19 protein-coding genes are annotated in these 22,120 nt (G+C 69.7%); 10 read left to right on the plus strand and 9 right to left on the minus strand.

The features are described 5' to 3' along the window. Window positions 1-121 precede the first annotated feature (121 nt). Complete coding sequence (locus AB0915_RS02010; protein ID WP_366689228.1) at window positions 122-829, plus strand: ABC transporter ATP-binding protein; 708 nt, start codon at window positions 122-124, stop codon at window positions 827-829. After that, the gene (locus tag AB0915_RS02015) at window positions 826-3,174 is read left to right on the plus strand and encodes an FtsX-like permease family protein (RefSeq protein ID WP_366689229.1); all 2,349 of its coding nucleotides are present in this window, start codon (window positions 826-828) and stop codon (window positions 3,172-3,174) included. Before AB0915_RS02010 ends, AB0915_RS02015 begins: the two co-directional genes overlap by 4 nt. Before the next feature lie 192 nt (window positions 3,175-3,366). Here the strand turns inward: AB0915_RS02015 and AB0915_RS02020 are convergent, their stop codons facing one another. Both AB0915_RS02020 and AB0915_RS02025 read right to left on the minus strand, forming a co-directional pair. Beyond that, a complete protein-coding gene (locus tag AB0915_RS02020; RefSeq protein WP_366689230.1) occupies window positions 3,367-5,196 on the minus strand; it encodes a glycoside hydrolase family 3 protein in 1,830 nt (609 codons plus the stop codon). Window positions 5,197-5,379: 183 nt separating this feature from the next. Beyond that, window positions 5,380-6,288, minus strand: a complete 909-nt coding sequence (locus AB0915_RS02025) for a LysR family transcriptional regulator (protein ID WP_366689231.1) — start codon at window positions 6,286-6,288, stop codon at window positions 5,380-5,382. A 100-nt stretch (window positions 6,289-6,388) separates the two neighbouring features. Here AB0915_RS02025 and AB0915_RS02030 point away from each other — a divergent pair, with 100 nt between their 5' ends. Continuing rightward, the gene (locus AB0915_RS02030) at window positions 6,389-7,297 is read left to right on the plus strand and encodes an EamA family transporter (protein ID WP_366689232.1); all 909 of its coding nucleotides are present in this window, start codon (window positions 6,389-6,391) and stop codon (window positions 7,295-7,297) included. A 14-nt stretch (window positions 7,298-7,311) separates the two neighbouring features. Here AB0915_RS02030 and AB0915_RS02035 read toward each other — a convergent pair whose 3' ends face one another. The 3 genes from AB0915_RS02035 to AB0915_RS02045 all read right to left on the minus strand — a co-directional run bounded on the left by AB0915_RS02035 (window position 7,312) and on the right by AB0915_RS02045 (window position 9,927). Then, complete coding sequence (locus AB0915_RS02035) at window positions 7,312-8,100, minus strand: sugar phosphate isomerase/epimerase family protein (RefSeq protein WP_366689233.1); 789 nt, start codon at window positions 8,098-8,100, stop codon at window positions 7,312-7,314. A gap of 111 nt (window positions 8,101-8,211) precedes the next feature. After that, a complete protein-coding gene (locus AB0915_RS02040; protein WP_366689234.1) occupies window positions 8,212-8,781 on the minus strand; it encodes a Uma2 family endonuclease in 570 nt (189 codons plus the stop codon). Between the two features lie 42 nt (window positions 8,782-8,823). Next, on the minus strand, window positions 8,824-9,927 hold the full coding sequence (locus tag AB0915_RS02045; RefSeq protein ID WP_366689235.1) for a LacI family DNA-binding transcriptional regulator: 1,104 nt from the start codon (window positions 9,925-9,927) through the stop codon (window positions 8,824-8,826). A gap of 108 nt (window positions 9,928-10,035) precedes the next feature. Here AB0915_RS02045 and AB0915_RS02050 point away from each other — a divergent pair, with 108 nt between their 5' ends. From AB0915_RS02050 to AB0915_RS02060, 3 genes are read left to right on the plus strand one after another with little or no spacing between them, the layout of a single operon-like run. Next, the gene (locus AB0915_RS02050; RefSeq protein ID WP_366689236.1) at window positions 10,036-11,187 is read left to right on the plus strand and encodes a Gfo/Idh/MocA family oxidoreductase; all 1,152 of its coding nucleotides are present in this window, start codon (window positions 10,036-10,038) and stop codon (window positions 11,185-11,187) included. Next, the gene (locus AB0915_RS02055; RefSeq protein WP_366689237.1) at window positions 11,184-12,329 is read left to right on the plus strand and encodes a dihydrodipicolinate synthase family protein; all 1,146 of its coding nucleotides are present in this window, start codon (window positions 11,184-11,186) and stop codon (window positions 12,327-12,329) included. Before AB0915_RS02050 ends, AB0915_RS02055 begins: the two co-directional genes overlap by 4 nt. Then, window positions 12,326-13,156: a sugar phosphate isomerase/epimerase family protein gene (locus AB0915_RS02060; protein ID WP_366689238.1), complete on the plus strand. Its 831-nt coding sequence runs from the start codon at window positions 12,326-12,328 to the stop codon at window positions 13,154-13,156. Before AB0915_RS02055 ends, AB0915_RS02060 begins: the two co-directional genes overlap by 4 nt. Before the next feature lie 502 nt (window positions 13,157-13,658). On the opposite strand, the gene AB0915_RS02065 is transcribed toward AB0915_RS02060, so the two are convergent. After that, window positions 13,659-14,090, minus strand: coding sequence for a transglycosylase SLT domain-containing protein (locus AB0915_RS02065; RefSeq protein WP_366689304.1), 432 nt, complete (start codon window positions 14,088-14,090; stop codon window positions 13,659-13,661). A gap of 1,005 nt (window positions 14,091-15,095) precedes the next feature. Here AB0915_RS02065 and AB0915_RS02070 point away from each other — a divergent pair. Continuing rightward, a complete protein-coding gene (locus tag AB0915_RS02070; protein ID WP_366689239.1) occupies window positions 15,096-16,316 on the plus strand; it encodes a hypothetical protein in 1,221 nt (406 codons plus the stop codon). 200 nt (window positions 16,317-16,516) lie between these two features. On the opposite strand, the gene AB0915_RS02075 is transcribed toward AB0915_RS02070, so the two are convergent. From AB0915_RS02075 to AB0915_RS02085, 3 genes are all read right to left on the minus strand, one after another. After that, the gene (locus AB0915_RS02075; RefSeq protein WP_366689240.1) at window positions 16,517-17,581 is read right to left on the minus strand and encodes a LuxR C-terminal-related transcriptional regulator; all 1,065 of its coding nucleotides are present in this window, start codon (window positions 17,579-17,581) and stop codon (window positions 16,517-16,519) included. Window positions 17,582-17,953: 372 nt separating this feature from the next. Further along, window positions 17,954-18,178 (minus strand): DUF397 domain-containing protein, encoded by a 225-nt coding sequence (locus AB0915_RS02080; RefSeq protein ID WP_366689241.1) that lies wholly within the window; start codon window positions 18,176-18,178, stop codon window positions 17,954-17,956. After that, window positions 18,165-18,989, minus strand: coding sequence for a helix-turn-helix transcriptional regulator (locus AB0915_RS02085; protein WP_366689242.1), 825 nt, complete (start codon window positions 18,987-18,989; stop codon window positions 18,165-18,167). Before AB0915_RS02085 ends, AB0915_RS02080 begins: the two co-directional genes overlap by 14 nt. A gap of 138 nt (window positions 18,990-19,127) precedes the next feature. Between AB0915_RS02085 and AB0915_RS02090 the strand changes: the two genes are divergently transcribed. Genes AB0915_RS02090 through AB0915_RS02100 form a run of 3 tightly spaced genes read left to right on the plus strand, consistent with a single transcriptional unit; the run spans window position 19,128 to window position 21,994 of the window. Then, window positions 19,128-19,421: a hypothetical protein gene (locus AB0915_RS02090; RefSeq protein WP_366689243.1), complete on the plus strand. Its 294-nt coding sequence runs from the start codon at window positions 19,128-19,130 to the stop codon at window positions 19,419-19,421. After that, window positions 19,418-19,720, plus strand: a complete 303-nt coding sequence (locus tag AB0915_RS02095; RefSeq protein WP_366689244.1) for a hypothetical protein — start codon at window positions 19,418-19,420, stop codon at window positions 19,718-19,720. The genes AB0915_RS02090 and AB0915_RS02095 overlap by 4 nt, the downstream gene beginning before the upstream one ends. Before the next feature lie 42 nt (window positions 19,721-19,762). After that, on the plus strand, window positions 19,763-21,994 hold the full coding sequence (locus AB0915_RS02100; protein ID WP_366689245.1) for an ATP-dependent RecD-like DNA helicase: 2,232 nt from the start codon (window positions 19,763-19,765) through the stop codon (window positions 21,992-21,994). Window positions 21,995-22,120 lie beyond the last annotated feature (126 nt).

Raw genomic sequence — 22,120 nt, forward strand, 5'->3', positions numbered from 1 at the left:
GATGACGTTTTTGGGGCTCGTCCCAGCGCGGTACCGCAATGGGTTCGGGCGGGCGACGCGTGCAGGCCGGGCCCGCTCCTAGCGTTCACGCAGCCAACTGCCCGTACCCAAGGAGCCTCTCATGACCATGCCGGTGATCGAACTGCGCGAGGTGAGCCGCCGATACGACGACGGCCCGCCCGCTCTGCACGAGGCGTCGCTGACCGTGCAGCCCGGCGAGGCCGTCGCGATCCTCGGCCCTTCCGGCAGCGGCAAGTCCACGCTGCTCAATCTGATCGCGGGCCTGGACCGGCCCGACAAGGGGACCGTCACCGTGGACGGGGTGCGGGTGGACCAGCTGGGTGAAGCCGGATTGGCGCGCTACCGGCGGTCGAAGATCGGCATGGTCTTCCAGTTCTTCAATCTGCTCGACGATCTGACCGTCACCGACAATGTCGTCCTGCCCGCGCGCCTCGCGGGTATGGCACGTGGCGAGGCAGACCGCCGGACGGCGGAACTCCTGGAACTGCTGGGCATCGACCGGCACGCCCGCGCCTACCCGGGGCGACTGTCCGGCGGCGAGCGGCAGCGCGTCGCGGTGGCCCGGGCGTTGATGAACCGGCCGGCGCTGCTTTTGGCCGACGAGCCGACCGGGGCTCTGGACACGGCCGCCGGACAGGACGTCAGCAGGCTGCTCACCGGCCTCAACGCCGAGGGCCAGACCATTGTCGTGGTCACCCACGACCTGGCTTTGGCCCGGTCCTGCACGAACCGTACGATCCGGATCGCCGACGGCCGGATCACCGCAGACGTCCGGTCGCAGGCTGTCGCCTCGGAGGCCGTCCGATGAGCGGGCTCGGCAAGGTGGTGCGCTCGGGGGTGAGACGACGCCGGGTGCAGACGCTGGTGATCGGGCTCGCCACGATGATGGCGGTGGCCGCCTCCGTCCTCGGCGGATCGCTGCTCGTGGTTTCCGGCGCGCCCTTCGACGACGCCTTCGCCAAGCAGCACGGCGCGCATCTGTCCGTGCAGTTCGACGCGGGCAAGGTGAGTGCCGGGCAGCTGTCGAAGTCCAAGGACGCCGAAGGGGTGAGCAGTGCGGCCGGGCCGTTCCGTACGGCGACGGTCACCCCGCGGTCGGACGGGGCGGGCCCCGCGTGGCCGATGACCGTGGTGGGCCGGGGCGATCTGGGCCGGGACGTGGACGAGGTGGCACTGCTCAACGGGCGGTGGCCCACACACTCCGGCGAGATCGTGCTGTCCGCCAGCTCCTCGCTCTTCCCGACCATGGGCATGAAGCTCGCCTTCCCCGATCTGCCGGGCGGTCCGACACTGACGGTGGTTGGTGTGGCCCGCTCGGTCACGCAGACTGCTGACGCCTGGGTGGTTCCGTCCCAGATGCCGGCGCTCACCGCGCCCGGCAGCGGCGGCTACCAGATGCTCTACCGCTTCACCGACGCGGGCACCGCCGCGCAGATCACCGCGGGCGGCAAGGCCGTGACGGAATCCCTGCCGCCGGGAACGGCCGTCGGCGAACAGTCATGGCTCACCGTCAAGAAGACCGCCGAGCGCGACACCGCCGTCTACGTCCCGTTCCTCATCGCGTTCGGCGCCCTGGGGCTGGTCATGTCGGTGCTCATCGTGGGCAACGTCGTCGCGTCGGCCGTGGGCACGGGAACGCGCCGCATCGGCATCCTCAAGGCCGTCGGCTTCACCCCGGCCCAGGTCGTGCGGGCCTACGTGGGCCAGGCACTGATCCCGGCCGCGGTCGGCACCGCCCTCGGTGTCCTCGCCGGCCACCTGCTCGCCGTCCCCGTACTGGCCGAGACCGAGGAGGTCTACGGCACCTCGTCCCTGACCGTCGCCCCCTGGGTCGACCTGGCGGTGATCGCCGGGGTGCACGGCCTGGTGGCGGCGACCGCGTGGGCGAGTGCCTGGCGGGCCGGGCGGCTGCGTACGGTCGATGCGCTCGCCGTCGGGCGTACCGCTTCGGCGGGGCGCGGCTGGTGGGCGGTCCGCCTGGCCGGTCGGCTGCCGTTGCCGCTGCCGGTTTCCCTGGGCCTGGCCCGGCCCTTCGCGCGGCCCGCCCGCGCGCTGGCCATGGGCACGGCGATCCTGTTCGGCGCCATCGCCGTCACGTTCACCGTGGGGATGGGCGCCTCGCTCGGCCAGGTGATGAAGGCCAAGGCCCACGATGCCGCCGATGTCACCGTGCCCGCACCCTTCCCACACTTCGGACCCCAAGGCACCGGCCCCGAGAAGCAGCCCAAGGCCGATCCCGCTGCAGTCGCCGCGGCCATCGAGGCCGCCGCCGGAACCGGGAAGTACTACAGCGCCGCGACGGTACGCGCGACCGTGTCCGGCCTGACCGGCACCATCGACGTGATCGCCTTCACCGGCGACGCCTCCTGGGGCGGCTACACGATGGTCTCGGGCCGCTGGATTGGCAAGCCCGGTGAGGCCGTGGTCCCGACCCCCTTCCTGGCCGCCACCGGCACCCGCATCGGCGACACCGTCACCCTGAACGGCCTGGCCGAGCCGGTCTCGGTCCGGATCGTCGGCGAGGTCCTCGACCCCCGCAACGACGGCATGCAGGTCTTCACCGACGCCTCGACCCTCACGGCCGCACATCCCGACCTGACGGAGGCGAGCCATCACATCGCGGTCACGTCAGGCACCGACGTGACCGGCTACGTCGACGCGCTGAACAAGGACCTGGCACCGCTGGGGGCCACCGCTCGGGCCGGCGGGCTCGGCGCCGGCAGCGACATGGTCGTCACGCTCAACGCGCTGTCCGTGATCCTCACGCTGATGCTCGTCGCCGTCGCCGCGCTCGGCGTGCTCAACGGCGTGCTGCTCGATACCCGCGAGCGCGTCCGGGAGCTCGGTGTCCACAAGGCGCTCGGCATGACCCCCCGGCAGACCATCGCGATGGTCATCACCTCGGTCGTCGCGACCGGACTGGTCGCGGGCACTCTGGGCGTGCCGCTCGGCGTAGCCCTGCACGGCTGGGCCATCCCCGCGATGGGCGACAGCGTGGGGCTCCGCCTCCCCGGTTCCGTCATCGCCGTCTACCACGGGGCCGAACTGCTCCCGCTCGCACTCGGCGGCCTGCTCATCGCCACCCTGGGTGCGCTCCTGCCCGCCGGCTGGGCCGCCAGGGCCCGAACCGCCACGGCCCTGCGCACCGAATAGGAGGTCAGGATCAGAGCTCGTGCCTCCGACTCCCACCGCAAGGAGCGGTGGGAGTCGGTGTAGAGCGTGCCGACGGAGACGCCTGGGCGCCCGCCCGGCGTGGCCCGCCGGGGCGGGCGGGCGCCGGACGCGCGGGAGGCCTTGCGTCGCTCGGGGTGGTGCGCCGGGTGGTGCGGCCTCCACCCCGTACGTCTAGTAGGTCAGGCCGTAGCCGACCGGGTACAGCACCTGCGTCGGATCGTCCGCCCGTTGCACCGGCACCGGCAGTCGGCCCTCCGGGTCGGCGTGGCCCGCGATCACCCGGGCCGCGGCCCGCAGTTCGACATCCGTCCAGGAGTACGCGGCCAGGCTCGCCGCGTGGGCGGGCAGCCGGGCGATGTCGTACGGGTTCCGGATCGCGATCGTGATCACCGGGACGCCGGTCGCCACGAGGGCGCTGACCAGGGTGCGCTGGGAGCTGGTCGCCGAGACGTTGTACGTCCCCACGATCACCGCGTCCTTGCCCTGCGCGGCCGCCACCGCCTCGGCGATCTTCGCCTGGGTGGGCGCGGTGCCCGTGGACAGTGCGGTCGCCGCGTACCCCAGTTCGGTGAAGGCGCCGGCGAGGGTGGTGGTCGGCGGTCCGGTGGTGCCGGACGGGGAGGCGGGATCGGCGCCGACCACGAGGAGGTTCTTGTGGGAGCGGCGGGACAGCGGCAGCACCGCACCGGTGTTGGCCAGCAGCGTGGTGGTGTGCTCGGCGATCCGGTCGGCGGCGGCGAGGTGCGACCGGGTGCCGACGACACGGTCCACGCCCTGGTGGCTGACGAACGGGTCGTCGAACAGCCCCAGCTTCGCCTTCAGCCGCAGGATGCGCAGGATCGATTCCTCGATCCTGGCCTCGCTGATCTCGCCGCTCTTCACGGCCGCCAGAACGGCGTTCCAGGAGACGTCGAGGCTCGGCGGGTTCAGCAGCTGGTCCACACCCGCCTGCAGGGCGAGGACGGGCACGCGGTCGTCGCCGTACTTCGTGCGCACCCCCTCCATGCCGAGCGAGTCGGTGACCACGACACCGTCGAAACCGAGCTCCTCGCGCAGGATGCCGGTGAGGATCGGCCGGGACAGGGTCGCCGGGTCCTCGGCGGGGTCGAGCGCGGGGACGACGATGTGCGCGGTCATGATCGCGTCGATGCCCGCGGCGATCGCGGCGCGGAACGGCGGCGCGTCCAGCTCCTCCCACTGGTCGCGGGAGTGGTGGATGTAGGGCAGACCGGAGTGGCTGTCGGTGTTCGTGTCGCCGTGGCCCGGGAAGTGCTTGGCCGTCGAGGCGATCCCGGCGCTCTGATACCCCTTCACCTGTGCGGCGACCATACCGGCCACGGCCTGCGGATCGGCGCCGAAGGACCGTACGCCGATCACCGGGTTGGCCGGGTTGACGTTGACGTCGGAGTCCGGGGCGTAGTTCTGGTTGATGCCGATCGCGGCCAGCTCGGCGCCCGCGATCTGCCCGGCCCGGCGCGCGTCGGAACGTGAACCGCCCGCACCGAGCGCCATCGCACCCGGCATCAGCGTGGCGGGCTCGCCGACGCGGCAGACGATGCCGTGCTCCTGGTCGGTGGAGATCAGGAGCGGCAGAGGCGTGGGACCGGCGAGACCGGCGCGCTGGATGCCGTTGGAGAGGTCGGCGATCTGGTGCGGGTCGCGGGTGTTGTGCGCCCAGGCGAAGTAAATGATGCCGCCGACGTGGTACTTGGCGATCATCTCGGCGGCGGTACGGACCCCGATCTCGGCCATGTTCGCGTTGATGTCGGCCTGGTCAGGCTCGGTGGCGGAGTGCCCGTACACCCGCATCACGAAGAGCTGGCCGACCTTCTCCTCCAGACTCATCCGGGAGATGAGCTGCTTGAGGCGCTTGGTGGTGGAGGCGGAGGAGGCTGCGGAGGCGGCGAATGCCCCGGGGGCGGAGACCGCGCCGGTCGCAACCGCTGCGGTGGTCACGGCGGTGGCGGTGAGGAGGGTGCGTCTGGAGGTGCGGTGGTGCACGTGAGCTCCTTCGGCCGTGCTCAGGGGAGAGGGGGGCGGTGAAAGTAACTTCCAAGGGGCACGAATATCTAGAAAGTAACTTCCAGTCAAGGGGGCGGTCCGATAATCGGCTCGGCGACGTGCGATCCGGCTCGGCTCGTTCAATGCCGCTCGCTGAACCACTCCCTCTCGTGGGGGAGGCCGTTACGCCAAGCCCGCCCCCGCGCCCCGCGCCTGAAGCGATTCCACCGCCACCGTGATCGCGGGTCGCCGGGCCGCCTCCGTGCGCCACAACGCGTACAGCCGCCGCACCGGTACGGGGTCCAGCGGCACCGCCACCACTCCCGCCGGCAGCGGTCCCCGCCCCAGCCGCGGGATCATCGCGACCCCGAGACCGGCGGCGAGCAACGCCAGTTGGGTGTGGTTCTCCTCCGCCTGGTGCCGGATGTCCGGCTCGTAGCCCGCCGCCCGCAGCGTCCGTACGAGCCAGTCGTGACAGACCGTCCCCGGTGGCTGGCAGATCCACCGTTCCTTCGCCAGCTCCTCGCGCCGCACCGCCTCCCGCCCGGCGAGGCGATGCCCCTGCGGCACCAGCAGATCGCACCGGTCGTCACCGATCACCGCCTGCGCGATGCCCTCGGGGGCGGGCAACGGTGCGATGTCCCAGTCGTGCGCGACAGCGAGGTCGATCACGCCCTTCGCCACCAGATCGACCGACAGATGAGGGTCGACCTCGGTCAGCCGCACGTCCAGGGCGGGGTGGTCCCGGTCCAGCTCGGCCAGCACGCCGGGCAGCAGACCGCGCGCCGCGGACGCGAAGGCGCCGATCGACAGCCGGCCCGTCGGCAGCCCCCGGCGCTCCTCCAGCGTCGTCTCGGCGCGCTCCACGATCGCCAGCAACTGCTGGGCGGTGGCGGCGAGATGGAGCGCCTCCTCGGTGAGCGCGACACCACGCCCGCGCCGCTCCAGCAGCGTCGTACGGGTCTCCCGCTCCAGCTTCGTGATCTGCTGGGAGACTGCCGACGGGGTGTAGCCGAGCGCGGCGGCGGCGCCCGCCACGGACCCGTGGACGGAGATGGCGTGCAGTGCGCGCAGTCGGGACAGATCGAGCACCGGAACCTCCCGGATCTTCCTGATTCATTAGCAACGCTCAATTCCACCATGAAGAAATCCGCGCTGGTGCTACATGGTCCCGGCGGGCGATCCTCGCTCCATGCGTCCCCTTCACATCGCCCTGGCCGCCCTCGTGGCTGCCGTCTGGGGTGTCAATTTCGTCGTCATCGAGGTCGGCCTCGGGCACTTCCCGCCGCTGCTCTTCTCCGCCCTGCGCTTCCTGGTCGCGGCGCTGCCCGCGGTCTTCTTCGTCGGGCGGCCCAAGGTCGCGTGGAAGTGGATCGTGGGCGTCGGGCTGGTCCTGGGCGTGGCGAAGTTCGGTCTGCTGTTCATCGGCATGGACCGCGGAATGCCCGCCGGTCTCTCCTCCTTGGTGCTCCAGGTCCAGGCGGTCTTCACGGCCCTCTTCGCGGCCGTGGCGCTGGGCGAACGGCCGGGTGGAGTAAGAGTGTTGGGGATGGGGATCGCGCTGGCCGGTATCGGGGTCGCGGCGGTGGACGAGGGCGCGAGCGGCCCCGTGCTCGCCTTCGTGCTGGTGATCGTGGCGGCGGCCTGCTGGGGCGTGTCGAACGTCCTGACCCGCAAGGCCGCCCCGCCCGACTCCCTCAACTTCATGGTGTGGGTCTCGACCGTGCCCGTCCTGCCGCTGCTCGGTCTCTCCCTCCTCTTCGAGGGCTGGGACCGCGACGCCGACGCGCTGGCCGCACTGGACTGGAGCGGCGTCGGCATCATCGTCTACGTCGCCTGGATCACCACGGTCTTCGGCTTCGGGGCGTGGGGTTTCCTGCTGCGTCACCACCCGGCGTCGTCCGTGGCCCCGTTCACCCTGCTCGTCCCGGTCTTCGGAATGTCCTCGGCCGCGCTGTTCCTCGGCGAGTCGGTGAGCCCGCTGCGGTGGTGCGCCGCGGCGCTGCTGGTGGGCGGGGTGGCGCTGACGTCACTGGCGGGGGCGCGGCGGACGCGGCCCGCGGCGACGGAGACGCCGGAACCTCACCCCGCGCGCGCCTGAACCCGGGCCGGCCCTTACGGCCTGGGCGCGCCCAGGCGGAGCAGGTGCTCGCGCCCCGCGCTCAGCAGTCCCGGCAGCTCGGCCGCGTCCGGGTGCCAGCGCTTCTCGTACTCCCAGCAGACCCAGCTGTCCGCGTCCAGCGTGTCCAGGCAGGCGCCCAGCGGCAGCACTCCGGCCCCGAGCGCCAACGGTTCGGTGTCCTCCGCCGATGCGATGTCCTTGACCTGTACGTATCCCAGGTGCGGGGCGAGCACCGCATGGCTCGCGACCGGCTCCTCGCCCGCCAGCCAGGTGTGCATGATGTCCCACAGCGCACCGACCTGCCGGTGCCCGACCGTCCCGGCGATCCGGGCCACATCGGCACCGGCCCGGTGCGAGTCATGGGTCTCCAGCAGGATCCGTACGCCCAGGTCGGCGGCGTAGGGGGCGGCGGCGCCCAGCCGGCGGGCGGCGTTCGCGTCGGCCACCTCCGGGTCCAGCCCACCGCCACCGGGGAAGACCCGGACGTGGAGGGCGCCCAGATCCCGCGCCAGCTCCACCAGCCCGGCGAGCTCGTCCAGCACCGGCTGGTCGTCCCCCTCGGCGGCGACCCGGACGTACCCGGCGACGGTCAGGATCTCGACGCCGCCCTTCTTGAACTCCTCGGCCACGTCGGCACGTTCGGCCGAGGAGAGCCCCGGGTGCACCGGCTCCTCGGGGTGGGCGCGCAGCTCCACCCCCTGGTAGCCGTGGTCGACGGCGAGCCGGATGACGTCGGCGATCGGCATCCCCGGTACTCCGAGGGTCGAGAAAGCGAGCTTCACGTGCGTGTTCCTTCCGTCGGTACCTGCCCCTGCGCGGCACGGACCGGATAGCGGCCCGCACATCATCGGCCCATGGCACGCGGTAGGGGTACCCCCGACCCGGTGGCGGAATCAGCGGGCGTCGTCGACGGGGAAGCCGTCGGTCTCGACCACGATCTCCCGGCCTTCGAGCGGCAGGACGAGATCTTGACCGAAGGGCACCACATCGTCGTCGCGGTACGTGCCGGTGCGCGTCGGGTGCTGGTAGACGGTGCAGGAACCTGCCGAGGGGTCGATGATCACGTAGACAGGGATGCTGCACTCGGCATACATCCGGAACTTCTTGCTGAAGTCGTTGTCCTGGTTGCTCTTGGACACGACCTCCAGCACCGCTTCCAGACTGTGCCATTCGTACCGGCCGCGACTGTTGCGCTCGGAGCCCGGGGCGATGATCGCGAGGTCGGGTGCGTAGCCGTACAGACTCGACGGGAAGTCGATCATCACGTCCGAGAGGATGTCGCCGTGATCGGCAAGCTGCCGCTCGATCTGCGGCGCCGCCTTGAGAATGATCTTCCACTGACTCTCGCCCTGCGGCGTCATGGTGATCTTCCCGTCCGTGATCTCGACGCGGTAGCCGCGGGGCAGGTCGACGCCGTCCAGCGCGTCCCAGGCGCTGGCGGTGTCCATGGGCGTGGTCGTCATGCGGGCCTCCCGAATGCCGGTTACTTCACGATATCGCGGAGGTCACTTCCGCGGCGGCGCCGTCGACCCCCGCACCATCAGCTCCGCCGCGATCGTTGCGATGCCTCCGGGCGGCGGCGTCTCCCGGCCCATCGCCAGTCGGCCGGCCCGCGCCCCCGCCTCGAACAGCGGCAGCCGTACGGTCGTCAGGGCCGGGACCGCGTCCACCGAGAACGGCAGGTCGTCGAAACCGGCCACGGAGATGTCCTCGGGGATACGCAGACCGCGGTCCCGGATCGCCGCGCTCGCGCCCAGGGCCACGGTGTCGTTGGCGGCGACGATCGCCGTCATCTCCGGTTCGCGGCGCAGGAGTTCGAGCGTCGCGTCGTAACCTGACCGGCGGTCGTACGGGCCGTGCACGGTGAGACGATCCTCGTCCCGGGCATCTGCGAGGCGCCCTTCCGTGGTCGTGTCACCCCCGTACAGTCCCGCCGCCGCCATCGCGTCGCGGTGCCCTTCCAGCCGGTGGCGCGTCGTTGTCCCCTCCACCGGGCCCGCGACATAGCCGATCCGCCGGTGGCCGAGCGTCAGCAGATGCTCGGTGAGGCGCCGGCCGCCGCCCCGGTTGTCGAAGGCGAGCGTCGCCACGACCGCTTCGCCCTCGGGCAGCGGGGGCCGCCCGCACAGCACCACCCTCGTCCCGGCGTCCGCGAGTTTCGCCAGCTTCGCCGCCATCGCCGCCTGGTGTGCCGGGTCCTCCACCGCGCCGCCGGTGAGAATGACGGCCGCAGCGCGCTGACGCTGGAGCAGGGTGAGGTAGGTGAGTTCGCGTGCGGGGGAGCCGCCGGTGTTGCAGACGACGGCGAGTTTCTCGCCCCCGGCCCGCCCGGAGCCGTCGCCCGGCCCGCCGATCTCGGTCTGCGCCGCCCCGGCCATGATCCCGAAGAACGGGTCGGCGATGTCGTTGACCAGGATGCCGACCAGGTCGGACGTGGCGGCGGCGAGCGAGCTGGCCGGTCCGTTGAGCACGTAGTCCAGGTCGTCGACCGCGCGCAGCACCCTCTCCCGGGTGGCCGCCGCCACCGGGTAGTTGCCGTTGAGCACACGGGACACGGTGGCGGGCGACACCCGGGCGCGAGCCGCCACGTCCGCGAGGGTGACTGTCATCGCTTCCTCCGAGGGTTTTGGACGGAGCCCTCTTGTCCGGGCCGCTGTCGGCAGGCTAGCGTCATACCGCATAGAAAGCGCTTGCTACGGCTGTATGGAGGAAACTTCGTGACACGCAGGACAGTGCGCATCGCCATGAACGGCGTCACGGGTCGCATGGGATACCGGCAGCACCTGGTGCGCTCGATCCTCGCGATCCGCGAGCAGGGCGGCCTCGACCTCGGCGACGGCGAGGTGCTGTGGCCCGAACCCGTCCTCGTCGGCCGCCGCGCCCACGCGCTGGAGGAACTCGCCGACCGGCACGGTCTGACCGAGTGGTCGACCGACCTCGACGCGGTTCTCGCGGACGAGCGCATCGACATCTACTTCGACGCCCAGGTCACCTCGGCCCGCGTCGAAGCGATCAAGAAGGCGATCGCCGCGGGCAAGCACGTCTACACCGAGAAGCCCTCCGCCACGGACGTCGAGGGCGCCCTGGAGCTGGCCCGCCTCGCCAAGGACGCCGGGATCAAGCACGGCGTCGTCCAGGACAAGATCTTCCTGCCGGGCCTGCTGAAGCTGAAGCGCCTCATCGACGGCGGCTTCTTCGGCGAGATCCTCTCCGTGCGCGGCGAGTTCGGCTACTGGGTCTTCGAGGGCGACTGGCAGGAGGCCCAGCGCCCCTCCTGGAACTACCGTGCCGAGGACGGCGGCGGCATCGTCGTCGACATGTTCCCGCACTGGGAGTACGTGCTCCACGAGCTGTTCGGCCAGGTCAAGACCGTTCAGGCGCACGTCCGGACGCACATCCCGCAGCGCTGGGACGAGCAGGGCAAGCCGTACGCCGCCACCGCCGACGACGCCGCCTACGGCATCTTCGAGCTGGCCGGTGGCGCCGTCGCCCAGATCAACTCCTCCTGGGCCGTCCGCGTCAACCGCGACGAACTCGTCGAGTTCCAGGTCGACGGAACGCACGGCTCCGCCGTCGCCGGGCTGCGCAACTGCCGCGTCCAGCACCGCTCGGCCACCCCCAAGCCGGTCTGGAACCCCGACCTCCCGGTCACCGAGTCGTTCCGCGACCAGTGGCAGGAAGTCCCCGACAACGCCGTCTTCGACAACGGCTTCAAGGCACAGTGGGAGCTCTTCCTCCGCCACATCGTGCTCGACGAGCCGTACACCTGGGACCTGATGGCCGGCGCCCGCGGTGTCCAGCTCGCCGAGCTCGGGCTCAAGTCCTCCGCCGAGGGCCGACGCCTGGACGTACCGGAGCTGATCCGGTGACGATCCATCTCCCGCAGGGCCCGTACGAACCCCGCACCACCCCGCTCGACCTCGCACCGGCCGGGGCTCCGCTCGCCTCCCGTACGGTCTTCTCCGCCGCCCATGTCGTCGCCGACCCGTACGCCGACATCAGCCCCGACGACCCCGCAGCCGTCGACTGGGACGCCACCCTCGCCTTCCGCCGCCACCTGTGGTCGCACGGCCTCGGCGTCGCCGAAGCCATGGACACCGCCCAGCGCGGCATGGGCCTGGACTGGGCCGGCGCCGCCGAGCTCATCCGCCGCTCCGCCGCCGAGGCGAAGGCGGTCGGCGGCCGGATCGCGTGCGGGCTCGGCACCGACCAGCTCCCCGCAGGGCCCGCCACGCTCGCCGAGGTGAAGGCCGCGTACGAGGAGCAGCTCACCCTCGTCGAGGAGAGCGGTGCCCAGGCCATCCTGATGGCATCCCGCGCCCTCGCCGCCGCGGCGAACGGCCCCGAGGACTACCTGGAGACGTACGCACACCTGCTGCGCCACGCCTCGGAGCCGGTCGTCCTGCACTGGCTCGGCCCGATGTTCGACCCGGCGCTGGAGGGCTACTGGGGCTCGTCGGACCTCGACGCCGCCACCGACACCTTCTTGAAAGTCATCGCCGAACACCCCGACAAGGTCGACGGCATCAAGATCTCGCTCCTCGACGCCGAGCGCGAGATCGACGTACGCCGCCGCCTTCCCGGCTCCGTCCGCTGCTACACCGGCGACGACTTCAACTACCCGGAGCTGATCGCGGGCGACGACCGGGGCTTCAGCCACGCCCTGCTCGGCATCTTCGACCCGCTCGGCCCCCTGGCCGCCCACGCGGTACGCGTCCTGGACACCGGGGACGTGAAGGGCTTCCGCGAACTCCTCGACCCCACGGTCGAGCTGTCCCGGCACCTCTTCCAGGCTCCCACCCGCTTCTACAAGACGGGCGTGGTCTTCCTCGCCTGGCTGGCCGGCCACCAGGACCACTTCACGATGGTCGGCGGCCTCCAGTCCGCCCGCTCACTGCCCCACCTGGCGAAGGCGTACGAACTCGCCGACCGGCTGGGCCTGTTCCCCGACCCGGAGCTGGCCGAATCCCGGATGCGCGCCCTGCTCACGGTGGGCGGAGGTGTCCGGTGACGGACCTGTCCCGTCTGAGCATCAACCAGGAGACCATCAAGCAGTGGTCGCTGCCCGAGCTCACCGAGGGCTGCGTCAAGGCGGGCATCGACAAGGTCGGCCTGTGGCGGGCACCTGCCCAGGAGTACGGAATCGAGCGCACCGCGCAGCTCCTGAAGGACGCGGGCCTGACCGTCACCAGCCTCTGCCGGGGCGGCTTCTTCACCGCGCTCGACCCGGCCGAACGGGCCCGTGCCCTGGACGACAACCGCGCCGCGATCGACGAGGCGGCGGCCCTGTCCACCGACACCCTGGTCCTGGTCTCCGGCGGCCTCCCGCCCGGCAGCCGCGATCTCCACGGCGCCCGCGAACGCGTCGCGGAAGCGCTTGCCGAGCTGGGCCCGTACGCGCGGGAACGCGGCGTGCGCCTGGCGATCGAACCGCTGCACCCGATGTTCGCCTCGGACCGCTGCGTCGTCTCCACCCTGTCCCAGGCCCTGGACATTGCGGAGCGATTCCCGGCGGAGCAGGTCGGCGTGGTCGTCGACACGTACCACATCTGGTGGGACGACCAGGCGGCCGCACAGATCGTGAGGGCGGGGGAGGGCGGCCGTATCCACTCGTTCCAGCTGGCGGACTGGATCACCCCGCTCCCGGCGGGCGTACTCGTCGGACGGGGCCAACTCGGCGACGGGAGCGTCGACTTCCGCGCATTCCGCGAGATGGTCGAGGCCACCGGCTTCGACGGACCGATCGAGGTGGAGATCTTCAACGAGGACCTGTGGGCGCGCGACGGCGCCGAAGTCCTCGCGGAGGTCGCGGCGCGGTACGTCGAGCACGCCTGCTGAGAGCGGGCACCGGATGCCCGGGCAAAGAGAACGCAAAGGCGTACAACCCTTTGCCGCCTTGCCGGGTCGTATCTTGCGTCGGGCGCTTCCGGGAGGGATCCGGGGGGATCGGGAAGCCCTGATGGGGGAAAGCGAGGGGGGTCCGGTCTTCTGACCGGACCCCGTTTCGTCTCCCGGGACACAGCTGCGGGGCTGCGGCCCCCACGGACCGGCCCGGTCCTCGCCCCTGTGGCCTTGATCCTTCCGCCCGCGTGGGCGACGGTGCGAAGAGCCCCTCGGTATCGCCGCCATCCGTGCCCCCGACGCGCAGGGTCTTCGGCGCTCGCCTTCTCCATCCGTGGGGCGGTACGGAGCACTTGACGCAGCACACGCCGTTCCCCCGTGCAGATCTTGAGGTGTTGACGCCCGAGATCTGTGGTGCCGGGGGAACGGCGTGCGGTTCACTGCGGGGAAGGGTTGTTCGAGGCCGGTGGCCGTCGAGATCGGCGTTGCCGCCGGCTGATCAGTAGGCCGAGTTGACGTTGTCGATCGAGCCGTAGCGGGCGGCCGCGTAGTTGCAGGCGGCGGTGATGTTGGCGACCGGGTCGTAGATGTTCCACGAGGTGCCGGGGACGTGGTACGCCTTGAAGGTCGGGTCTATGACCTGGAGCAGGCCCTTGGACGGGATGCCCTTGGCGGCATTCGAGTCCCAGTTGTTGATGGCGTTCGGGTTGCCGCTCGACTCGCGCATCAGGTTGCGGTGGATCCCCTGGTAGGAGCCCGGGATGCCCTGTGCCCGCATGATCTCCAGTGACTGGTTGATCCAGGTGTGGACACTGCCGCCGGACTGGGCAGGGGTGGCGGCCGAGGCGCCCGGAGCGCCGACGAGAGAACCGGCGACGACTGCGGCGCCGGCGGCGACCATGCCCAGCGAGACCTTCTTGGTCTGGGTCATGTGAGCGAACTTCTTGGACATCGCGGAGATCTGCATCGGAAATTACCTCTTCCGTCGGGATGCCAAGAAGTTTTAAACGGGGTTTAAGTTCCGGTCAATGACGCTCATTACTATCGGGATACGTAGAGGGAACCGGCAACAGTGTCCGAAATGGCCGCAAACGGGCCATGAAGCGGAGAGTTTGCCCTACTAAGTCGTATCATGGTGACGCACACCATATCGCTCACGTCACACGACAAAAGCTTTAAAGCATCCCAAAACGGACATGGGTATATGCCCGCATCAAACGAAAAGCCCTCTATTCGAGCCGTGTGATGAATGAAAAGCACGGTGTAATGAGAGCGCGGTCGACCCATTCGAAAAGCGGCCTGGGGGAGCCCGCGGATGCGGCCTCGACGGAGATGCGGGTGAAGGGCTCTCGTGAGTCCGGTCGTCGTCGACCCGGCGCCGGACGATGTTGCGCGGACCCTCGTGGGCAACGGTGTCCGTCGCTGATCTTCGCGTAGTGCGTGATCCCACCCGCGGCGTCCAGGGCGGCGAGCGTTGCTGAGGCAGGGGCGGCGCGCGGCAAGCCTGACCGGCGCTCAGAAGGAAGCGAACCGGCTGATCAGTAGCGAACGGGCGCCAGTGGAGCACGGCTTCGCGGTCCTGAATCTGACGGATTCTCACCAACGGCCGGGTGAACGCCCGCCACGCGACCCTGCTGCTACGGGCGTTGCTGGTGCTGACGAACACCGAGGCGGCCCGGTGACAAACGATCACCCCGACCCGATGGCGCCGCCGACCGGCCCGAGGATCTCACCCACCGCTCCCACCAGGGCCCGCGACCTGCAGAAATCAAGATGACACGGCCTCACTCCGTCCGGCGCACTGGCCGAGTGCGGGTTGTCTAGTTCCCGACAATGCCAGTTTCGGACAGTCACCAGGCATTCACCACAGGGTCACTGGGCTTACACACTGGGCCCGCCTGCTCGTCCTTGCAGGCACCTTCGAAAAGGAGTCCCTGTGAAGAAGACCCTCTCCATGGCGGTCAGCCTGGCGATCGCCGCGACCTGTGCCGTCGGTGTGGCGCTCCCCGCGCACGCCGCTGACGCGACTGGGACCGCGACCGCCAACAGCCAGTCGCTCCAGTCGGCCATTGACACCTCCACGTTGCCTCCGCGGCTCAAAGCCCTTGCCGACGAGATCCTGGCGAAGCTGCCCGCCGACTGGCAGTCCCGCGCCGAGGCTGCTGCCGCGAAGTACGGCATTGACGATTCACAGTGGAGCGAGATGCGCGACAGCGTGATCAATCCCGACGACCACCAGTGCCCGTCGACCGGGCTCAAGACCTGGGCCCGCTCTCTCCTCATGGGCGCCGAGGACCCCTTCGCCATCTTCATGCTCTCGATCTTCGATGGTTTCAACCTCCCGACCTACGACGCGCTGATCTTCGGCACGGAGTCGAAGTCCAACAAGTTCGGTGCCAACGGTGAGTACACCCAGAAGCTCACCTCGGAGATGAAGAACCTCAAGCGGTTCTGGGACATCAACTCGGCGGACATCCAGCTGATACCCCTGCACGGGGCCGATGTCTTCTCCAGCCCCGAGCGGGTTGCTCGCACGCTCTCCGTGCTGTACGGCGGGACGCCGGAGTCCCAGCTCGACCTGGCCGAGATGTTCATCGAGCTCGTCAACATGGAACCGATCCTGAAGGGCGGCGCCAACCCGATCTTCTCCTTCAACGCCTTCGCCTACAGCGAGAAGCGTGACCCGGAACCGACAGGCGTCTCCGACAGGATCATCATGGGTGACGGCATCCTCCAGGGCATGTCAGCCGTGGGTCTGGGCGATGTCGCGCCGCAGGCGATCGAGGCTCACGAGTTCGGCCACCACGTGCAGTACGCGAACGACCTGTTCGTGAGCGACCTGCCCGCTCCTGAGGCCACCCGCCGTACCGAGCTCATGGCCGACGCGTTCGGGACGTACTACCTGACCCACGCCCGCGGCGAAGCGCTGAACACCAAGCGCCTTCTGGGCTCTGAGCAGTCGTTCTACGAGGTGGGCGACTGCGGCTTCGACAACCCGGGCCATCACGGCACCCCGAACCAGCGGCTCGCCGCGTCCAGTTGGGCGGCGAGCGTGGCCAACGACGCGTCGAACCAGGGCCACATCCTGCCGTCACTCAAGTTCGCCGGGCAGTTCGAGGCCAAGCTTTCCGACCTGGTCAAGCCGGACGCCGGCTGACGCTGCAGTTCGACCGCAGGACGCGCTCCCTCGAGCGACCGAAGATCCGCATGAGGCGGGCCGGATCCCCCTACCGGCCCGCCCCACGCGCCCCTCACGTGTGGGCGATGTCGCCGACACAAGGGCACAGGAAGGAGCGGACCACCGGGTATGCGGGCGAGACCGCGGTCTCCGGCCTGGACGAGGGTCCAATGGACGGTTCAAAGCCAGCCCTGGCGGCTGGCCTGGACACCGAGCTGGAACCGGGTCTGGCTACCGAGTGCCTCCTGCAGGCGGGCAACGCGTCGGGTGACGGTCCGTTCGCTCACCCCAAGCTCACGGGCGATCGACTCATCGGTGAGCCCGGCGCTGAGGTAGCCCAGGAGCTGTCGCGTCTCGTTCGTCGGACGGGCCCAGCCCTCGGTGGGCTCGCCGGCCCGAGGAAGCGGGACGGCTATCCGCCAGTACGACGTGAAGACTCCGATCAGCCCATCCAGCAGGCCCGATGGCTGGACGATGACGCTGTGGTGTCCCGCGCGGTCCGGCGCGACGACGGACAACACGGCCAGACGATCGTCACAGAGCAGCAGATTCATCGCGAGGTCAGGAAAGACCCGCGCCTGCTCCCCGCGGTCGACGCACGCGTGCGCCGCCTCCAAGGCCTTGGGCTCCTGCAGGATGTCGACGCTGTACACCACTCGGTAGGCGACCCCGCGGGCCAGGGCATCCAAGGCTCCGGTGTCGACCTCCGGCACACGCTCACCCCCGCCCACCGGCCCGATCGACAGCGCGCGCACCTCTGCCACTGCCTCGTTGTGGACCCGTTGCTGGATCACGTCAGGGCTGTGGGAGGTGTCGACGACCTCGATGTAGCTCGATCCCGAGGTGTGATCGAGCCAGAAACGCGATAGGAGCGTCGCACTCTCGTGGGCGATCCGGGACTCTCGTGCGCGCCGCTCGGCTATGGCCTCCAGCGCTGCGCGAGGGGGCTGGGCGGTCAGCCTGTCATTCGTGCGGGACACCAAGCCGATAGCGGCGAGCTCGTCGACCGCGTGGTGCAACCCTTCGTCAGGCGATCCGGCCCGCGCCAGCCGACCGGCGAGCCTCACCGGGGTCAGCGGACCGTGCTCCACGAGCGCGAGGTAGGCAGCCTCAGCTGTCATGGAGAGGCCGAGATCCTGCAGTGGGCGCATTTTGGGTAGGTCACTCCCAACCAGCGGCGCCGCACGGCGCCCGTCACTGCCCCATTCCCACGGGGGACTGTCCATCTGCCGGATGGCCGTCACCCTAACATCACATGATCATGTGGCGGCCGAGCTGGAAGCCGGAACGCGAAAACGGCCGCGGCCGTGGCCGAAGCTGTTGCCGATGCGGATGACGTTGTCGCCTGCGGTGCCGCCGACATGGGCTGCTTTGTCGGCGGCAGGCGACGGCGACCAGACCGATGCCGCTGAGGAGCGCGCCTCGCCTCCGGTCCAGTACCGAGTGCGCCGTGAGGGCGCCGACCAACACCTCGTTGAACAGTGCCGCGTCCGAGCGCTGGTAGCGTCGAAATTAGGGAATCCAGCTCTCCGGCCAGGGGTCCTTACCTGGAGGACCTGACGGCAACCCCGTCAGGTCCGTGACCGTAACGGGGCCGCTGTGCTGCCGTGAACGCCTCAGGCGGAGAGCTCGCCTTGCTTGACCGCGGCGACGAAAGCCGACCAATCACCCGTGGAGAAGACGAGTGCGGGGCCGTTGACGGCCTTGCTGTCGCGAACGGGCACGTGGGTGTAGCCGCGCGCGACCTCAAGGCACTCGCCCTGGTCGCCTCCGCTGTAGCTGGACTTGAACCACCCGGTGAGCTTGGACGAGTCGGAGACGGTGCGCCTACTGCTGACCATGTTCATGTTCCTCTGCTGCTGCCCGCACAAGGGCCACTGATTCCTGGTGCGACATCGCATCGCTCAAGGCGAGATCGTAGGCCGTCTGGCTGGACCTCACCAGAGCCGGATCGTCCATCACATGCCCCGTCAGGAAGCCTTCGACATAAGCCACCGGTGCGGAGTCCGCGAAGCCCAGCAGGGAAAGCAGGCTCTGTTGCAGCGAGTGGGCGCCCACTCCGAACGGCAGTACATGGAGCCGCAGCCGTCCCGCGTCGGCCATGTCCGCGATCTTGCGCAGCTGCTCCGCCATGGCCTGCGGTCCGCCGACCTGACGCCTGAGCACGGCCTCGTCCAGCATGGTCCACAGAACAGGGTTCAACGGGCCGTCGAGGATGTGGGCACGCTCGGTCCGGATGACGACATCTCTGTCAAGGTCCTCCTGCCGATGGTTCGGCCGGTACGCGCGAAAGAGCGCACGCGCGTAGCCCTCCGTCTGGAGCAGGCCGGGGACCAGGGAGAGCGCGAACTGCTGGATCAGGGTTGCCTGCCGCTCCAACTCCGCCATCACCGCGAAGTGATCGGCGTACTTCGTCTCCAGGTCCTCCAGCCAGCGGGCAAAGAACCCGTCCGTCTCCAGCGCGCGGTCGATGCGCTGCGCGTCATCCGGGTTGGGCAGCCGTCTCCCCGCCTCGAAGTGGCTGATGAGTGTCGGCGAGCAGACGACCTGATCGCCCAGTGCCTCCTGGGTCAGACCGGCCGCCGCTCTCCGTAGCCGCAACTCATCCCCGTACTTCTCCCTGGGCGTGCGCGGCTTGCGGTTCATCGCCATGCGACCAACTCCCTTACCTGACCGGCGTGCTGTCAAGCCCGAACCCCTGGCAGCGTAACCAGGTGCGACCTCAGTCTGTGATGAGTTCGCTACAGAACGCATTCGTTCGTGGGTAATTCAGAGGGAGAGCACGCCGAGATGAAGGATCTCGTCCGCCGGTTCACCGAGTCGCTGGTGCGGCTGGTACGCCCGGTTTCCGTACACGTCCATCCGTACTCCTGCGTATACGTGGCGGGTCCCACCGCCCGCCGTACCGGAGAGCGTCCGCCGCGCGGGGAGGACAGCCCGCTGGTCCGTCCGTACGTCGAAGCACACGAGCGCCGGGTGGCCGAGGAGCGGCGGCTGCGTGTGCGGCGGAGTGGGGTGCGGATCGCCGTGTACGGGGTGAACGTCGATCCCCGGCTCATGCGCGGGACGGGGGCGGCGGCATGAGCGCGGGGGAGAGCGAGCCGGGATACTTCCGGCTTCTGCCGTGGGCGGGTGAGCAGGGCAGGCCCTGTTACGTACTGAGCGACGCGACCGGGCGCGTGTCCCGGGTCGCGGACAGTGTCGAGAGCATTCAGCTCGGCATGGCGGGCGATCTGCTCGGGCATGCTGCCGAACTGCTGGCGGACAACCGCGCCGGTGCCGTCGAGCTCCGCTTCCTCTCCGGGCGGCTGAGCGAGTCGTTGCGGGATGTCATGCGGATCGCGGAGAGCCGGGGCGCGCGGCTGGAGGAGCTGGGGCCGTGACTGCGTGTGTGGGGTGTCGGTGGCGCCCGATACCGTCGAACCATGTCCAACATGGCCGTCCTTGAAGGTGTGCTTGAGCGCATCACGTACGCGAACGAGGAGAACGGGTACACGGTCGCTCGCGTCGACACGGGGCGGGGCGCGGGTGATCTGCTGACCGTCGTCGGTTCGCTGCTGGGTGCGCAGGTCGGCGAGTCGCTGCGGATGGAGGGGCGCTGGAGCTCGCACTCCCAGTACGGCAAGCAGTTCACGGTGGAGAACTACACGACCGTGCTGCCCGCCACCATCCAGGGCATCCGCCGCTATCTCGGCTCCGGGCTGATCAAGGGCATCGGCCCGGTGATGGCCGACCGGATCACGACGCATTTCGGCGTCGACACGCTCGACATCATCGAGCAGCAGCCGAAGCGGCTGGTCGAGGTGCCGGGGCTCGGGCCGAAGCGGACGAAGATGATCGCCGCCGCCTGGGAGGAGCAGAAGGCGATCAAGGAGGTGATGGTCTTTCTTCAGGGTGTGGGCGTCTCCACCTCCATCGCCGTCCGTATCTACAAGAAGTACGAGGACGCGTCGATCTCCGTCGTCAAGAATCAGCCCTACCGGCTGGCCGCAGACGTCTGGGGCATCGGTTTTCTGACCGCCGACAAGATCGCGCAGGCGGTCGGCATCCCGCACGACAGTCCGGAGCGGGTCAAGGCGGGGCTGCAGTACGCGCTGTCGCAATCCACCGACCAGGGGCACTGCTTCCTCCCGGAGGAGCGGCTGATCGCCGATGCGGTCAAGCTGCTCCAGGTCGATACGGGGCTGGTCATCGAGTGCCTCGCCGAACTTGCCGAGGATCCGGAGGGCGTCGTACGGGAGAAGGTGCCGTCGCCCGAGGGCGGCGAGCCGATCACCGCCATTTACCTCGTACCGTTCCACCGCGCCGAGGTCGCTCTCGCCGCGCAGGTGCAGCGGCTGCTGCGGACCCCCGAGGACCGGCTGCCGGCCTTCCAGGACGTGGACTGGGACAAGGCCTTGACGTGGCTCGCCGGTCGTACGGGGGCGACGCTCGCCCCCGAGCAGGAAGCGGCCGTACGGCTCGCGCTCAGCCGGAAGGTCGCCGTGCTGACCGGCGGACCCGGCTGCGGCAAGTCGTTCACCGTCCGCTCCATCGTCGAGCTGGCCCGCGCCAAGCGCGCAAAGGTCGTTCTGGCCGCACCCACCGGGCGGGCCGCCAAACGGCTGTCCGAGCTGACCGGCGCCGAGGCGTCCACCGTGCACCGGCTGCTGGAGCTGAAGCCGGGCGGGGACGCGGCCTACGACCGGGACCGTCCGCTGGACGCCGATCTCGTCGTCGTCGACGAGGCGTCGATGCTCGATCTGCTGCTCGCCAACAAGCTGTTCAAAGCCGTGGCACCCGGTGCCCATCTGCTGCTGGTCGGGGATGTCGACCAGCTGCCGTCGGTCGGCGCGGGGGAGGTGCTGCGCGATCTGCTCGCCGAGGGCGGACCCGTTCCCGCGGTCCGGCTGACGACGATCTTCCGGCAGGCCCAGCAGTCCGGTGTCGTCACCAACGCCCACCGGATCAACTCCGGGACGCCGCCGCTCACTCAGGGCCTGAGCGACTTCTTCCTTTTCGTCGAGGACGAGACGGAGGAGGCGGGCGTCCTCGCGGTGGACGTCGCCGCCCGTCGTATTCCGGCCAAATTCGGCCTCGACCCGAGGCGTGACGTCCAGGTCCTCGCCCCCATGCACCGCGGTCCGGCCGGCGCGGGCACGCTCAACGGACTCCTGCAGCAGGCCATCACCCCGGCCCGCCCCGACCTGCCCGAGAAACGGATGGGGGGCCGGGTCTTCCGCGTCGGCGACAAGGTCACCCAGATCCGAAACAACTACGACAAGGGGGAGAACGGCGTCTTCAACGGCACGGTCGGCGTCGTCACCTCGCTCGACCTCGATGAACAGCAGCTGACGGTCCTCACCGACGAGGACGAGGAGATCCCCTACGACTTCGACGAGCTGGACGAGCTGGCCCACGCGTACGCCATGACGATCCACCGCTCCCAGGGCAGCGAGTACCCGGCCGTCGTCATCCCCGTGACCAAGAGCGCCTGGATGATGCTCCAGCGGAACCTGCTGTACACGGCTGTGACAAGGGCGAAGAAGCTCGTCGTGCTGGTCGGCTCCCGGCAGGCGATCGGCCAGGCGGTCCGCACGGTTTCCGCCGGTAGACGCTGTACGGCGCTGGATTACCGGCTGCGTGGAGGGGCGAGCGGAGGATCAGCGGAAAAATGATCGATCAAATCGGTGGCAAACATCACGGAGCCCTTCCGGAACCGGAGTCAAGGGGGCAGGATGAGTAATCTGGCGGCACTCAGTGCCGTCAGTAGGTCCAATGGACGACCCCGAGTGCACTCTCCT

Source organism: Streptomyces sp. NPDC048411 (genome assembly GCF_040704695.1).
Classification (GTDB): Bacteria; Actinomycetota; Actinomycetes; order Streptomycetales; family Streptomycetaceae; genus Streptomyces.